The sequence below is a fragment of the Oceanicola sp. 502str15 genome (genome assembly GCF_024105635.1).
Lineage (GTDB): Bacteria > Pseudomonadota > Alphaproteobacteria > Rhodobacterales > Rhodobacteraceae > Vannielia.
Genome location: NZ_WYDQ01000001.1, coordinates 3,052,356 through 3,064,793 on the forward strand (window position 1 = coordinate 3,052,356; position 12,438 = coordinate 3,064,793).

16 protein-coding genes are annotated in these 12,438 nt (G+C 69.9%); 5 read left to right on the forward strand and 11 right to left on the reverse strand.

Translation table 11 applies throughout. The features are described from left to right. Positions 1–8: 8 nt before the first annotated feature. From GTH22_RS15030 to GTH22_RS15065, 8 genes are read right to left on the reverse strand one after another with little or no spacing between them, the layout of a single operon-like run. Positions 9–1,175 carry an NAD(P)/FAD-dependent oxidoreductase gene (locus GTH22_RS15030; protein WP_252946330.1) on the reverse strand — a complete coding sequence of 389 codons (1,167 nt, stop codon included), beginning with the start codon at positions 1,173–1,175 and terminating at the stop codon, positions 9–11. 43 nt (positions 1,176–1,218) lie between these two features. Continuing rightward, complete coding sequence (locus GTH22_RS15035) at positions 1,219–1,797, reverse strand: GNAT family N-acetyltransferase (protein WP_252946331.1); 579 nt, start codon at positions 1,795–1,797, stop codon at positions 1,219–1,221. After that, the gene (locus tag GTH22_RS15040; protein ID WP_252946332.1) at positions 1,797–3,551 is read right to left on the reverse strand and encodes a bifunctional molybdopterin-guanine dinucleotide biosynthesis adaptor protein MobB/molybdopterin molybdotransferase MoeA; all 1,755 of its coding nucleotides are present in this window, start codon (positions 3,549–3,551) and stop codon (positions 1,797–1,799) included. Before GTH22_RS15040 ends, GTH22_RS15035 begins: the two co-directional genes overlap by 1 nt. Beyond that, the gene (mobA, locus tag GTH22_RS15045) at positions 3,548–4,138 is read right to left on the reverse strand and encodes a molybdenum cofactor guanylyltransferase MobA (protein ID WP_252946333.1); all 591 of its coding nucleotides are present in this window, start codon (positions 4,136–4,138) and stop codon (positions 3,548–3,550) included. Before mobA ends, GTH22_RS15040 begins: the two co-directional genes overlap by 4 nt. Next, positions 4,135–4,665 (reverse strand): hypothetical protein, encoded by a 531-nt coding sequence (locus GTH22_RS15050; protein WP_252946334.1) that lies wholly within the window; start codon positions 4,663–4,665, stop codon positions 4,135–4,137. The genes mobA and GTH22_RS15050 overlap by 4 nt, the downstream gene beginning before the upstream one ends. Next, positions 4,662–5,192, reverse strand: a complete 531-nt coding sequence (locus GTH22_RS15055; protein ID WP_252946335.1) for a YcxB family protein — start codon at positions 5,190–5,192, stop codon at positions 4,662–4,664. The genes GTH22_RS15050 and GTH22_RS15055 overlap by 4 nt, the downstream gene beginning before the upstream one ends. Beyond that, entirely contained in the window at positions 5,189–5,713 is a 525-nt protein-coding gene (locus GTH22_RS15060; RefSeq protein WP_252946336.1) for a hypothetical protein, read from the reverse strand. The genes GTH22_RS15055 and GTH22_RS15060 overlap by 4 nt, the downstream gene beginning before the upstream one ends. Further along, the gene (locus GTH22_RS15065) at positions 5,710–6,537 is read right to left on the reverse strand and encodes a formate dehydrogenase accessory sulfurtransferase FdhD (RefSeq protein WP_252946337.1); all 828 of its coding nucleotides are present in this window, start codon (positions 6,535–6,537) and stop codon (positions 5,710–5,712) included. Before GTH22_RS15065 ends, GTH22_RS15060 begins: the two co-directional genes overlap by 4 nt. 46 nt (positions 6,538–6,583) lie before the next feature. Between GTH22_RS15065 and GTH22_RS15070 the strand changes: the two genes are divergently transcribed. Beyond that, positions 6,584–7,297: an AzlC family ABC transporter permease gene (locus GTH22_RS15070; protein WP_252946338.1), complete on the forward strand. Its 714-nt coding sequence runs from the start codon at positions 6,584–6,586 to the stop codon at positions 7,295–7,297. Further along, positions 7,297–7,620 carry an AzlD domain-containing protein gene (locus tag GTH22_RS15075; protein ID WP_252946339.1) on the forward strand — a complete coding sequence of 108 codons (324 nt, stop codon included), beginning with the start codon at positions 7,297–7,299 and terminating at the stop codon, positions 7,618–7,620. The genes GTH22_RS15070 and GTH22_RS15075 overlap by 1 nt, the downstream gene beginning before the upstream one ends. 14 nt (positions 7,621–7,634) lie before the next feature. Here GTH22_RS15075 and GTH22_RS15080 read toward each other — a convergent pair whose 3' ends face one another. Beyond that, positions 7,635–8,240 carry a hypothetical protein gene (locus GTH22_RS15080; protein WP_252946340.1) on the reverse strand — a complete coding sequence of 202 codons (606 nt, stop codon included), beginning with the start codon at positions 8,238–8,240 and terminating at the stop codon, positions 7,635–7,637. Between the two features lie 55 nt (positions 8,241–8,295). Then, positions 8,296–8,430 (reverse strand): aa3-type cytochrome c oxidase subunit IV, encoded by a 135-nt coding sequence (locus GTH22_RS15085; RefSeq protein WP_252946341.1) that lies wholly within the window; start codon positions 8,428–8,430, stop codon positions 8,296–8,298. Between the two features lie 173 nt (positions 8,431–8,603). On the opposite strand from GTH22_RS15085, the gene GTH22_RS15090 reads away from it, so the two are divergent. Genes GTH22_RS15090 through lpxK form a run of 3 tightly spaced genes read left to right on the forward strand, consistent with a single transcriptional unit; the run spans position 8,604 to position 11,066 of the window. Beyond that, entirely contained in the window at positions 8,604–8,846 is a 243-nt protein-coding gene (locus tag GTH22_RS15090) for a DUF4170 domain-containing protein (protein WP_252946342.1), read from the forward strand. 25 nt (positions 8,847–8,871) lie between these two features. Beyond that, positions 8,872–10,080 (forward strand): hypothetical protein, encoded by a 1,209-nt coding sequence (locus GTH22_RS15095; protein ID WP_252946343.1) that lies wholly within the window; start codon positions 8,872–8,874, stop codon positions 10,078–10,080. Next, a complete protein-coding gene (lpxK, locus tag GTH22_RS15100) occupies positions 10,080–11,066 on the forward strand; it encodes a tetraacyldisaccharide 4'-kinase (RefSeq protein ID WP_252946344.1) in 987 nt (328 codons plus the stop codon). Before GTH22_RS15095 ends, lpxK begins: the two co-directional genes overlap by 1 nt. A gap of 257 nt (positions 11,067–11,323) precedes the next feature. On the opposite strand, the gene GTH22_RS15105 is transcribed toward lpxK, so the two are convergent. Continuing rightward, positions 11,324–12,430, reverse strand: coding sequence for a site-specific DNA-methyltransferase (locus GTH22_RS15105; protein WP_252946345.1), 1,107 nt, complete (start codon positions 12,428–12,430; stop codon positions 11,324–11,326). Positions 12,431–12,438 lie beyond the last annotated feature (8 nt).

Sequence of the window (12,438 nt, forward strand, 5' to 3'; positions counted from 1 at the left end):
CGCGCCCGCTACAGCCCCTCCGCCACAGCCTTGCCCGCCGCCACGCCGCTCGCCCAGGCCCACTGAAAGTTGTAGCCCCCGAGCCAGCCTGTCACATCCACCGCCTCGCCGATGAAGTAGAGCCCCGGCACCGTCTTGGCTTCCATCGTCTTGCTCGAAAGCTCGGCTGTCGAAACCCCGCCCGCCGTCACCTCCGCCTTGGCGTAACCCTCTGTCCCGTCGGGGTAAAACTCAAGCCCCTCCAGCACCCCCGCCGCCCGCTCCAGCTCGGCATCCGGCACGTTGCCCATCTCGCGGGCAAAACCGATCCGCTCCGCCAGTGCCTCGGCCAGCCGCCCCGGCAGATGCTCCGCCAGCGCCGCCTTCAGCCCGGCCCGCGGCGCCTTGGCCCGCGCCGCCTTCAGCCGCTCGAGGGCACCGGGCAGCAGGTTCAGCCGCACCGCCTCGCCCGCGCGCCAATAGCTCGACACCTGCAAGATCGCCGGTCCCGAAAGCCCCCGGTGGGTAAACAGCGTGGCCTCCTCGAAAGAGGCGCCCCCCGCCGTCGCCACCGAAGGCACCGCAACGCCTGAAATCGTGGTAAACAGCCGGTCCGCCTCGGGCAGCGTGAAGGGCACCAGCGCCGGGCGCGGCGCAACCATCTCGAGGCCGAACTGCGCGGCGATCTCATAGGCCCGCCCGCTCGCCCCCATCTTCGGAATCGAAGGCCCGCCCGTCGCCACGATCAACCGCGGCGCAGCCTCGCCCGCCACCTCAAACCGGCCCTCACGGTGGCGCACCGCCGTGCCGCTCACCCCCAGCCGGGTCTCGACCCCGCCCTTGGCGCATTCCGCCTCCAGCATCGCCACGATCTGCCGCGCCGAGCCGTCACAAAAAAGCTGCCCCAGCGTCTTCTCATGCCAGGCAATGCCATGCCGCTCGACCATCTCGATGAAGTCCCATTGCGTGTAGCGGCTCAGGGCAGACTTGGCGAAATGCGGGTTCTCCGACAGGTAGCAGCCCGGCTCGATCCCGAGGTTGGTGAAGTTGCAGCGCCCCCCGCCCGAGATCAAAATCTTTTTCCCGGCCCTCTCCGCATGGTCCAGCAACAGCACCCGCGCCCCGGCCTGACCGGCGGTGGCCGCCGCCATCAGCCCCGCACCGCCCGCGCCCAATATGATGACGTCATAGCTCATTCGGCCCGTCTAAACCGCTTGTAGGGTGGGTGAAACCCACCACTTAGCCAACCGTCGCCACCATCGTCGTGGCCCGACGAAACCCCAGCACCGGCGCAAGCCACCCCGCCCGCACCTCGCCCCGCGCCTCGAAGCCGCAGCGCGCATAAAGCGCCTGCGCCCGCGTGTTGCCCTCCACCACGTCCAGCCGCACCTCGCGGCAGCCCCGCGCCACGGCCTCCGCCTTGATCGCGCCAATCAGCGCCGTGCCCACCCCGCGCCCCCGCGCGTGCTCGGCCACGAAGATCCCGTCCATCAGCAACTGCCCGAACACCAGCTCGCGCTCGAACAGCTCCAGCACCGGCCCCCGCCAGCCTGCGCCGAACCAGCCGTATTGCCGCGCCATGTCCGCCATGCTCCCCGCCATAAACCCGCCCCCCGGCGTCTTGAACCCGGCCACCCCCAGCAGCCTGCCCTCCTCCACCGCCGAAATCGCGAACCCCGGCTGGATGATCTGCGCGATGAAGGCCAGCGCCTTGCGCTCCGGCCAGAGAATGCGTCCCAGCTTGCCCCGGAACGCCCCCCAGAACAGCCGCGCCACCTCGTCTCGGTGCGCCTCGTCAAATCCGGGGCGCAGCTCCATCACAGCCCGAGCGCGGCATAGGGGATGAAGCGCACCAGATCGCCCCGCGCCACAGTGCGCGCCGGTTCCGCCAGTTCCACCAGCCCCTCGGCCCAGCTCAGCCCGCTGATCCGCCCCGAGCCTTCCGAGCCGAACACCTCCACCCCCTCAGGCCCCATACGGGCCCGCAGGTATTCGCGCCGCCCCGGCTTCTTGCGCTTCTCGAAGGCGGCGGGCACGTCAAACCCATGCGGCTCCAGCCAGCGCCCGCCTGCGAGAACCTCCAGCGCCGGGCGGGCAAAGAGCGCGGCGCAGACCAGCGCCGCCACCGGGTTGCCCGGCAGGCCGAACAGCGGCCTGCCCGCCCAGCGCCCCAGCGCCAGCGGGCGGCCCGGCTTCAGCGCGATCCGCCATGCCGTCAGCTCGCCCTCCTCGCGCAGCAGCGCCGAGAGGTGGTCTTCCTCCCCCGCCGAGGCCCCGCCCGAGGTGATGATCACATCCACCTCCGCCGCGTCCAGCCTGGCCCGCAGCGCGTCGCGGTCATCGCCCACCCGGCCAAGGTCCACCGCCGCATGGCCCCAGCCTGCCACCATCGCAAGCAGCATCGGCCGGTTGGCGTCATAGGTTTCATGCATGGCGGCACCCGCCCCCGGCTCCACGATCTCGTCACCGGTCGAAAGCACGCCCACCCGCAACGCCCGATGCACGCTCACCCCGGCCACGCCTGTGGCCGCGATCAGCGCAACGTCGGGTGCGCGCAGCCTATGCCCCGCCTCAAACAGCGCCGCCCCGGCCTTCACATCCTCGCCCGCCTTCCGGGTGTTGGCCCGCGCCCTGGGTGCGCCGCCAAAGGCAATTTGCCCGCCCGTTTCGGTCACATCCTCCTGCAACACCACCGTATCCACGCCCTCCGGCAGCAGCGCCCCGGTCAGGATCCGCAGCGCCTTGCCCGCCGGAACCGCGCTGCCAAAAGGCACCCCCGCCGCCGCCCGCCCCGGCGCGATGTCCATGGTGATCCGCCCACCGGCTCCCGGCGCAGGCAGCCCGCCATGGGCAAACCCCCAGCCATCCACCGCCGCATTCGCCCCCGCCGGATTGCTCCGCACCGCCGCCACATCCGCCGCCAGCACCCGCCCCGAGGCCCGCCCCACCGGCACCTCCTCCCGCGCCACCACGCCCGAAAGGCGCCCCCTGAGCCGCGCCAACGCCTCCCCCACCGGCACCCAGTCGACCCCCGGCGGCAGGGCGAAGCAGTCGTCCCGCAGGGCAGGGCTTGTGGCGCCTTCCGCCGCGCCCAGCCCGACCTGCGCCAGAACGAAATCCGCAATCGCCCCGGTATCATCCAGTTCGAAAACCGGCACCCCAACCTCCACCGGCACATCGCTCGCCACCGCGACGATCCCGGCATCCTCCCGCGCCAGCAGCCCCGCCCCCGTCGCCGCCCGATGCGCCTCGATCCGCCCATGTCCCTCGCGCTTGAACCCCTCCACCAGCACCAGATCGACCGGGCCGAGCTTGCCCAGAAGCTGCTCCAGCCCCGGCGCGGCCCCCTCGTGCATCAGCGCCCAGCGCGCGCCGCTGGCCACCAGCACCTCGCGCGCGCCGGCCTGCCGGTGCCGCCAGCTGTCCTTGCCCTCCCGGTCCACGTCGAAGGCATGATGCGCGTGCTTCACCGTGCTCACGCTGAAGCCCCGCGCGGTGATCTCGGCCACCAGCCGCTCCATCAGCCCGGTCTTGCCACTGTTCTTCCAGCCAACGACCCCAAAGACCTTCACAGCATCAGCTCCGCCGCGGCGAGGTCTTCCGGCGTGTTCACGTTGAAGAAGGCATCCGACGAGCCAAAAACCACCTCGCGCCCGTCATGCCGCTCGGTCCAATGCACCACCTTGCGCAGCCCCTCCCCCAGCGCCGCCTCAAGATCATCGGCCAGCGCCACCGGCCAGAGCCCGAAGGTCGGCTGGCGGCGCACCCGCCCGGCCTCGCGCACCGCCGCAAGCACCGGCGAAGACCCGGACGCGCCGGCGATGAGCCGCTCGGCAAGGTCTCGCGGAAAGAACGGCGTGTCGGCGGCCACGCTCACCACATGGCTCGCCCCCTCCGCCTGCGCCCAGCGCATCCCGGCCAGCACCCCCGCCAACGGCCCGGCAAAGCCCTCCACCGGGTCTGCCACCACCGGCAGCCCGTATCCGGCAAACCGCGCCGCATCGCCGTTGGCATTCAGGCAAAGCGCCTCCACCTGCGGCGCCAGCCGCTGCACCACGCGCTGCAACAACGGCACGCCGCCCAGCTCCAGCAACCCCTTGTCACCGCCGCCCATCCGCCTTGCCTGCCCTCCGGCAAGGATCACGCCCACAACCTTCATGCCGCCCTCCATGCCTCCAGCCGCGCCCGGAACGCCTCGGGCGTCAGCCCCTCCGGCAGCGCCTTGTCCGGCACCGTCAAGATCGCGGTGCCCACCAGCAACCCGGTGCCGCCCGGCAGCGACACCACCTCCGAGACAATATCCCAGCCCGCCCGGACCTCGCTCACCTCGGTGCGGATGTGGTATCCCGCGCGGCCAAATCCCATCCGCCACGTGCCAAGCCGCGCCTGATGCGCCTCCCACCGCGCGCCAAGGTGCCGCCACTGCCAGCGGCCCTTCCAGATCACCACGCCCAGCATCACGTAGATCCCGGCCACGAAGGCAAACAGGGTCGGCAACGTCAGCCAGCGGCCAAACCACCCGGGCCACAGCCAGATCCCGAGGCCCACCAGCGCCATTACGCCAAGCAGGAAGGCCAGCGGCTTCCACACCGGGCGCGGCCTCGCCCGGCGGCCAAGCGTGGCCATCGCGGCGCGGGCCTCCTGCCATGTCGGCGCAAAGGCCAGTTCGATCGACTGTTCGCTCATGCCGCCCCCTTCCACCCTTCCAGCGCCGCCCGAAACACCGCCCCCCCCATGCCCTCGGGCAGCGCCGAATCCGGCACCGGCATCGCAATCGCCCCCAGCCGCAGCGCGGTGCCCCCGGCAATCTCGCTGATCCCCGTCACCGCGCCCCAGTGATGAAAGCTCTGCCCCACCTGCGACCGGCTCTCTATCCCCTCCGGCCCGAACCGGCTCACCACGTCGCCCGCCGCCTCCGCCACCTCCTCATGCGCCGCGGCAATCTGCCTTGCGCGCCGCATCCAGCTGATCTGCCACAGCCCCAGCCCGGCCAGGAACCCGAGGCAGAAGGCCAAAACCACCGCGCCCGAAATCGCCACGCCCAGCGCTTCCTGCACCGCCACCGCCAGCAGGCCGATCACCACGCCCCCCGCAACGCAGAGCGGAAAGAACCAGCCCGGCCTCCTGCGCCCGCCGCGTGGCGTTCTGCCCGCCCCGATCGCCGCCATCAGCATCTCGGGCGACACCCGGTAGCGGCATTCGATCACCGTCATGCCGCCTCCTTCCAAGCTATCAGCGCGGCCCGGAATTTCTCGGGCGATGTCCCCTCGGGCAATTGCCCATTCGGCACCAGTATCAAGCCCCGGTCCAGCAGCAGCGCCGTGCTCTGACCCATCGCCCGCACCTCGCGCAGAAGCGACCAGCGCCCGCGCCATTCCACCAGCGCGCCGCGCTGCTCAATCCCCTCCGGCCCAAAGCGCAGCCAGTAACCGCCATCCTGAGCCTGCCAAGCCATCTCCTGCTCGATCACGCCCTTTCGGTGCATCGCCAGCAGGGCCGCACTCATCCCCGCGCTGAGGGCCGCACCGAGGAAAAGGAATATCCCGGCCTCCGGCGAAAGCCCCCAGTCGCTCTTGAAAATCAGCAGCGCAGAAAGCCCCAGCACCACCGCCGCGCCAGCCCCGACATAGCCCCAGAACACCTGGTTGCCGCTGTCTCTCACCTTCAGCGCCTGCGCCATCTGTTCGCGGCTGAGGCGGCAGTGCAGCTCCATCGGCTCCGGCAGCTCGCTCATTTTGGCCACTCCAGCCGCTCCTCGCCCGAGAGGCACACAAACCGCTCGCCGCGCATCCGGCCAATCAGGGTGAGCCCCACCTGCCGGGCAATCTCCACGCCCCAGGCGGTAAAGCCCGAACGGCTGACGAGGGCCGGAATGCCCATGAGCGCGCATTTGATCACCATCTCGCTCGTGAGTCTCCCGGTAGTGTAAAGTGTTTTACTATCCGGATCCGCGCCCTCCCGCAGCATCCAGCCCGCCACCTTGTCGACCGCGTTGTGACGCCCGACATCTTCCATGTAAACAAGCGGTTGCGGCCCCTCGCAGAGCACCGTGCCATGGATCGCCCCGGCCTCAAGGTAGAGCGATGGCGTGGTGTTGATCTCCTTGGCCAGCGCATAGAGGTCGGCCACCTTCACCCGCGTCGCAGGCAGGGTCAGCCCCTCCAGCCCCTCCATCATGTCGCCAAAAACCGTGCCCACAGCGCAGCCGCTGGTGCGCACCTTCCGGCCCAACTTGGCTTCGTAATCGGTCTCCCCTGCGGTCCGCACAACCACCACGCCCAGCTCGGCATCATGGTCCACGCCGGTCATCTCGCCGGGGCGCAGCATCCCTTGGTTGGCAAGAAACCCCATCGCCAGCAGCTCCGGGTGGTCGCCAATGGTCATCGCGGTCACGATCTCGGTGCGGTTGAGGTAGATCGTCAGCGGGCGCTCCTCCACCACCTGCATCTCCACGGCGCGGCCCTCCTGGTCGCGCCCGGTGACGCGCCGGGTCAGCCCTTCGGCCCCGGTGTCAGGAGCCACCAGGTAATTACTTGACGTGCTCAAGTTTGCTGCCATCCTCTCCCCCAACGGGCCACCTCGCGGCCCATGCTAGAGGCCCCCGATGCCATCCACCACACCGAAAAAAGCCTATGCCTCCGGCATCCGCGCCGGGCTGCCCTTCCTCATCGTTGTCGTGCCCTTCGGCGCGATCTTCGGCGTGATCGGCATGGAGGCCGGGCTGAACCTTGTCGAGGTCATGGGCTTTTCGGTGCTGGTCATCGCGGGCGGGGCGCAGATCACCGCGCTGCAACTGATGCAGGACAACGCGCCCACCGTCATCGTGCTGGCCACGGCGCTGGCGGTGAACGCGCGCATGGCGATGTATTCCGCCTCCATGGCCCCGCACGTGGGCACCGCGCCGCTCTGGCAGAAGGCGCTCATCAGCTACTTGCTGGTCGATCAGAGCTATGCCGCCTCGGTGCTGAAGTACGAAGAAAAACCCCAGTGGGACGTGCGCACCAAGGTCGCCTACTTCCTCGGCACCATCACGCCGGTTGCGCCGATGTGGTATCTCGGCACGCTCGCCGGGGCACTGGCGGGCACGGCGATCCCCGAGAGCTGGTCGCTCGATGTGGCGGTGCCGCTGGCCTTTCTGGCCATCGTCGCGCCGGGGCTGCGCACACCCGCCCACATGGCCGCCGCCTTCGTGGCGCTGGTGGCCTCGTTGCTGCTGGCCTGGATGCCGTTTTCCACCGGGGTGATCGTCGCCGGGATGCTGGGCATGGTGGCGGGGGCCGAAACCGAACGCGCGCTCGCGGCACGGGGGGCAGGCTGATGCAGGACTACCCGATCTGGCTCATCATCGCCGCGCTGGCCGTCGGCACCTTCCTGATCCGCTTTTCCTTCATCGGGCTGGCCGGCTCCCGCCCCCTGCCCGAAACCCTGCTGCGCTACCTGCGCTACACGCCCGTGGCGGTGCTGCCCGCGCTGGTCGCCCCCATGCTGGCCTGGCCCGCCGCCACCGGGGGAGAGGCCGACCCGGCCCGCCTGCTCGCCGCCCTCGCCACCGTGGTGGTCGGCTGGCGGATGAAATCGCTGCTGTTCGCCATTCTCGCCGGGCTGGCGGTGTTCTACGGGGCAACCGCGCTCGGGCTCTGACCGGGCCTCGCCTGCTAGCGGTAGAACTCGCGGTTCGGGTCGACGTAGCCCTGCTCTTCCTCCACCGGATCGCGGAATTCCTCGGTCTTCACGCCAGGGATGCGGGCGAAATCCTCCATCACCTGCAACGGATACCAGGTCTGCCGCACATGGCCGAAGCCCGGAATCTGCCGCAGCAGCGCCGAGGTCGTCTTGGCGCAATGCGCCTTGGCCACCGCGCCGTTGTTCTGCACCAGCGCCAGCGCCCGCTGCGCCACCTCGGGGCTGACCCGCACCTCCTGCGTCACCACCCGCCACTCGGGCCGGGCGTGGTAGTCGATGTAGAAAGCCATCACCCGCGGGTTCACCCCGATCACCACGTCGTTGCGCTCAGGCACCGCCGGGCTGCTGAAGCTGCCCGCCGGGTCAAAGATCACCCGCTGGCTGCCGTTCACCACAAGCGCCGTATGGCCGCCCGCGCCGCTGTCGTTGTTGATCATCGTCATGAGGGTCAGCGACGGCGGGCCGTCATGCCGATAGCGCGCCCGCGCCACCTCGTCGTCAGGCGCCCAGACAGGCGCTGCCCCGCCGCAGGCCGCAAGAACCAGCGGCACCAGCAACAGCACGATCAGCCGTATCATGAAATCAACCCTCCACCCCTTGCCCGCGCGGGGCCGGGGAGAGTTTAACCGCTCGTCAGCCGTTGACCAGAGCGAGGAAGACGAGGAACACGAGGATCACGACAACCGACTTGGTCACAAAGCTCATGAACCCGTCGAAGGTGGCTTCCTGAACGCTGGTATCCATCTCGCCATGTTTGTGGTCGGCCATGAGTCTCACTCCGCGAATTCCGTTTCCCCGCAGATAGCCCAAAGCGCCCCCCGCCGTAAAGACACCCCGGCACGGGCAAATCGGCGCAGCCCCGGCCCCTCTCAACCCTTCTTCAACCCTCCGGCATAATCCTCTACCCTCGCACCCAACTGCCCGAACCATCGGAGAACCCCATGACCCAACGCCTGCACCTCGTCTTCGGCGGCGAGCTGATCGACCCCGCCAAGAGCGCCTTCAAGGACGTCGACGCCATCGACATCGTCGGCATGTTCCCCGACTACGCCTCCGCCTTCGATGCCTGGAAGGCCGCCGCCCAGCGCACCGTGGATAACGCCCACATGCGCTACTACATCGCCCACATCCACCGGCTGCGCGATGAAGAGGCAGAGGCCTCCCCAACCGAGGAACTGGGCTGATCCCCTCGCCCGCCCCCGGCACCAGATGAGTCGCAATCCGCTCTCCCGGGCCTTCGCCGGGCTCACCGGGCGCAGCACCCCGCCGGGGGTGCCCGCCCTGGCCGAGCGCCGCCCGCCCGGGCGGCTGGTCTGGGCGCATGTGGCGGGCGGCGACACGCTGGCAACCCTGCGCGAACTCGCCGCCAACATGGCCGACACCCACCCCGTCACCCTGCTGGTGACCGGGCTCGGCGTGCTGGAGCCCGAGCAGACCCAGGACGCCACCCTGCTCTTCCGCCCGCCCCCCGACACCGGGCGCACGGCGCTGCGCAGCTTCTTCGCCGCCTGGCGCCCCGATGCCGCGCTCTGGATCGGCCCGCCCGACAATGCCGCGCTGCTCTCGGCCCTCGGCACCGCCTGCCCCACCACGCTGATCGCGCCGGGCGAGGAGGGGCTCGCGGGGGCCAATCGCGTGACCCGCGCCGCGCTGCGGCTGGTGTCCGAACTCTGGGTCAGCAGCGCCGCCGCGGCCGGAGCCGCCCGCGCGGCGGGCATGGGGCCCTCGCGCATCCGCCTCACCGGCCCGCTCATCGCCCCGCCCGCGCCGCCGCCCTGCATCGAGAGCGATCGCGCCGACCTGGCCGAGCGGCTCTCGGCCCGCCCGGTCTGGCTCGCTGCCCGCCCGCTGGCCGAGGAGCTGCCCCACGTGCTCGCCGCCCACCGCTCCGCGCTGGCCATCGCCCACCGTGCTCTGCTGCTTCTCATGCCCGGCCCCGACTGCCCGGATGATGCCGCGCTGGCCGCGGACCTCTCCGCGCAGGGCTTCACCACCGCCTGCCGCGCCGAGGGCGACGAGCCCTCCGACAGCACCGAAATCTACCTGACCGACCGCCTCGCCCCCGAGGAAGACGGCCTCTGGTTCCGCCTCGCCCCGCTCTGCTTTCTCGGCGGCACCCTCACCCCCGGCGGCGCGGTCCAGCCCGCCGCCCCCGCCGCCGCGCTGGGCTCCGCCATCGCCTTCGGGCCGCACGGCGGGGCGGAGGCCGGCATGATGGCCCGCCTCGCCGGGGCCGGGGCCGCCCGCGCGCTGGCCAGCGGCGAGGCCCTGCCCGGCGCCGTCGCAGAGCTTCTCGCCCCCGACCGCGCCGCCGAACTCGCCACCGCCGCCTGGAGCGAGCTGTCAGAGGGCGCCGCCGTCATCGCCCGGCTCGCCGCCCACCTTTCGATCCAGCTCGAAACCCGCGGGGCCCTCTGATGCAAACACCGCTCTACTGGTTCACCCCGCCCGCCGCGCCCGCATGGCAGGCCCGCGCCCTCGCCCCGCTCGGCGCGCTCTACGCCGCCGCCACCGCCCGCCGCCTCCGGCAGCCCGGCTACCGCGCCGCGGTGCCGGTGATCTGCGTCGGCAACATCAACGCGGGCGGCACCGGCAAGACCCCCACCACCATCGCCCTCGCCCAGCGCATTCCCGGCGTCCACGTGGTGTCGCGCGGCCATGGCGGCAGCCTGCCCGGCCCGGTGCGGGTCGATGAACGCAGCCATACAGCCTCGCAGGTCGGAGACGAGCCCCTGCTCACCGCCGCCTTCGCGCCCACATGGGTCGCCAAGGACCGCGCCGCCGGGGTGCGGGCCGCCGAGGCCGCCGGGGCACGGGCAGTGATCCTCGACGACGGGTTTCAAAACCCCTCGGTGGTCAAGGATCTCTCGCTGGTGGTGGTCGATGCCCATCGCGGCTTCGGCAACGGCCGCTGCCTGCCCGCCGGGCCGCTGCGCGAGCCGGTCGCCGCCGGCATGGCCCGCGCCAGCCTGCTGCTCTCCATCGGCCCCGAGGCAGCGCAAGCGCAGTTTGCCAGCCAATGGCACAGCGCCATCACCGTGCCCCACCTCACCGGCCACCTCGCACCGCTCCAGACCGGCATGGACTGGGAGGGGCTGCCCACCCTCGCCTTCGCCGGCATCGGCCACCCCGAAAAGTTCTTCGCCACCCTGCGCGGCCTCGGCGCCAACCTGCTGCGCGGCGAACCCCTCGACGATCACCAGCCCCTCACCCCCGCGCTCATGGCCCGGCTGGAGCTGGAGGCGGCGGCGCTCGGCGCGCAGCTCGTCACGACCGAAAAGGACGCCGTCCGCCTGCCCGCCGACTTCCGCCAGAAGGTGCTGACCCTCCCCGTGCGCCTCGAACTCTCCGACTGCTCCCCGCTCGATGCCGCGCTCGCCGCCCTCGGCCTCTCCGCGCCCTGACCACCGCGCGGTGCATTGATTAACGCCCGCTATGTCAAAAAATGTATGCACAGGTTGTGTACCGGCTGTGCACGGGATGTGAATCCCAACTTTTCGTGGTTAATCCCTATGGGTTAACACAAGGTCCGCCACCCGCCTTCCGACCCCCGAACCGCGCAAAAAAGGGGCCCCGTTGCCACTGGGGCGAACGGGGCCAGAGGTCGTGCCATGTGTCAGGCCACAGGCACCGGCGGTAACTTTGTGAACTCGGAGTTATCCTAGTCGCGCATCTCGGCGCGGATCTGCTGGCGAAGCACGTCGATGCTCACCGGCTTGCCATCCTTCTTGAAGTGCCAATAGGTCCAGCCATTGCAGCTCGGCGCGCCTTCCAGATGCGCCCCGACCTTGTGGATCGAGCCTTTCACATCATCGGCAACCAGCGTGCCGTCGGCCCGCACCTTGGCGGCATTCTTGCCATTGCCGCTCACCAGCATCTCGCCGGGGCGCAGCATCCCGCGCTCCACCAGCTGGCCGAAGGGCACGCGCGGTTCGGCGCGTTTGCTGGTGCTCACCTTCAGCGCGTCGCTGTCGATTTTTCGCACGTTTCCAATACGTTTCTCTGCAACTTCCCTGTATTCGGCCTCGCGCTCGATGCCGATGAAATCACGGCCAAGCATCTTGGCCACGGCGCCAGTGGTGCCGGTCCCGAAGAATGGGTCCAGCACCACGTCGCCAGGGTTGGTCGTGGCGAGCAGAACACGATGGAGCAGCGCTTCCGGCTTTTGCGTCGGATGCGCCTTCTCTCCCCTGGAGTTCTTGAGCCGCTCATGGCCATTGCAGATGGGAAGCACCCAGTCCGACCGCATTTGCACGTCGTCGTTGAGCGCCTTCATTGCCTCGTAGTTGAAGGTGTACTTGCCACCCTCGGATTTGCTCGCCCAGATCATGGTTTCATGGGCGTTGGTCAGCCGCATGCCGCGGAAGTTGGGCATGGGGTTGGATTTGCGCCAGACCACATCGTTCAGGATCCAGTAACCGGCATCCTGTAGTTTGGTCCCGACGCGAAAGATGTTATGGTAGCTCCCGATCACCCAGATCGCACCATCTGGTTTCAGAATCCGCCGCGCAGCCGCCAGCCAGGCTTCGGTAAAGCTGTCGTAGGCCTTGAAGCTGTCGAACTGGTCCCAGTGATCGTCGACGGCATCGACCTGCGAATTGTCCGGGCGGTGGAGGTTGCCCTTGAGCTGCAGGTTGTAGGGGGGGTCGGCAAAGATGAGATCTACGGATGCTTCGGGGAGCTTGTTCATCTCCTCGATGCAGTCACCCGGAAGGATCCGGTTCAGTGGCAGCTCCTGCTGCCCTCTGCGGGTCGTCGTCTTCGTCATGTGTCTGC

What these genes read in the sequence shown, in the direction of transcription:
- GTH22_RS15030 (WP_252946330.1), bottom strand. Translation starts at nt 1,175, where the DNA reads ATGAGCTATGACGTCATCATATTGGGCGCGGGCGGTGCGGGGCTGATG.
- GTH22_RS15035 (WP_252946331.1), bottom strand. Translation starts at nt 1,797, where the DNA reads ATGGAGCTGCGCCCCGGATTTGACGAGGCGCACCGAGACGAGGTGGCG.
- mobA (WP_252946333.1), bottom strand. Translation starts at nt 4,138, where the DNA reads ATGAAGGTTGTGGGCGTGATCCTTGCCGGAGGGCAGGCAAGGCGGATG.
- GTH22_RS15050 (WP_252946334.1), bottom strand. Translation starts at nt 4,665, where the DNA reads ATGAGCGAACAGTCGATCGAACTGGCCTTTGCGCCGACATGGCAGGAG.
- GTH22_RS15055 (WP_252946335.1), bottom strand. Translation starts at nt 5,192, where the DNA reads ATGACGGTGATCGAATGCCGCTACCGGGTGTCGCCCGAGATGCTGATG.
- GTH22_RS15060 (WP_252946336.1), bottom strand. Translation starts at nt 5,713, where the DNA reads ATGAGCGAGCTGCCGGAGCCGATGGAGCTGCACTGCCGCCTCAGCCGC.
- GTH22_RS15065 (WP_252946337.1), bottom strand. Translation starts at nt 6,537, where the DNA reads ATGGCAGCAAACTTGAGCACGTCAAGTAATTACCTGGTGGCTCCTGAC.
- GTH22_RS15070 (WP_252946338.1), top strand. Translation starts at nt 6,584, where the DNA reads ATGCCATCCACCACACCGAAAAAAGCCTATGCCTCCGGCATCCGCGCC.
- GTH22_RS15075 (WP_252946339.1), top strand. Translation starts at nt 7,297, where the DNA reads ATGCAGGACTACCCGATCTGGCTCATCATCGCCGCGCTGGCCGTCGGC.
- GTH22_RS15080 (WP_252946340.1), bottom strand. Translation starts at nt 8,240, where the DNA reads ATGATACGGCTGATCGTGCTGTTGCTGGTGCCGCTGGTTCTTGCGGCC.
- GTH22_RS15085 (WP_252946341.1), bottom strand. Translation starts at nt 8,430, where the DNA reads ATGGCCGACCACAAACATGGCGAGATGGATACCAGCGTTCAGGAAGCC.
- GTH22_RS15090 (WP_252946342.1), top strand. Translation starts at nt 8,604, where the DNA reads ATGACCCAACGCCTGCACCTCGTCTTCGGCGGCGAGCTGATCGACCCC.
- GTH22_RS15095 (WP_252946343.1), top strand. Translation starts at nt 8,872, where the DNA reads ATGAGTCGCAATCCGCTCTCCCGGGCCTTCGCCGGGCTCACCGGGCGC.
- lpxK (WP_252946344.1), top strand. Translation starts at nt 10,080, where the DNA reads ATGCAAACACCGCTCTACTGGTTCACCCCGCCCGCCGCGCCCGCATGG.
- GTH22_RS15105 (WP_252946345.1), bottom strand. Translation starts at nt 12,430, where the DNA reads ATGACGAAGACGACGACCCGCAGAGGGCAGCAGGAGCTGCCACTGAAC.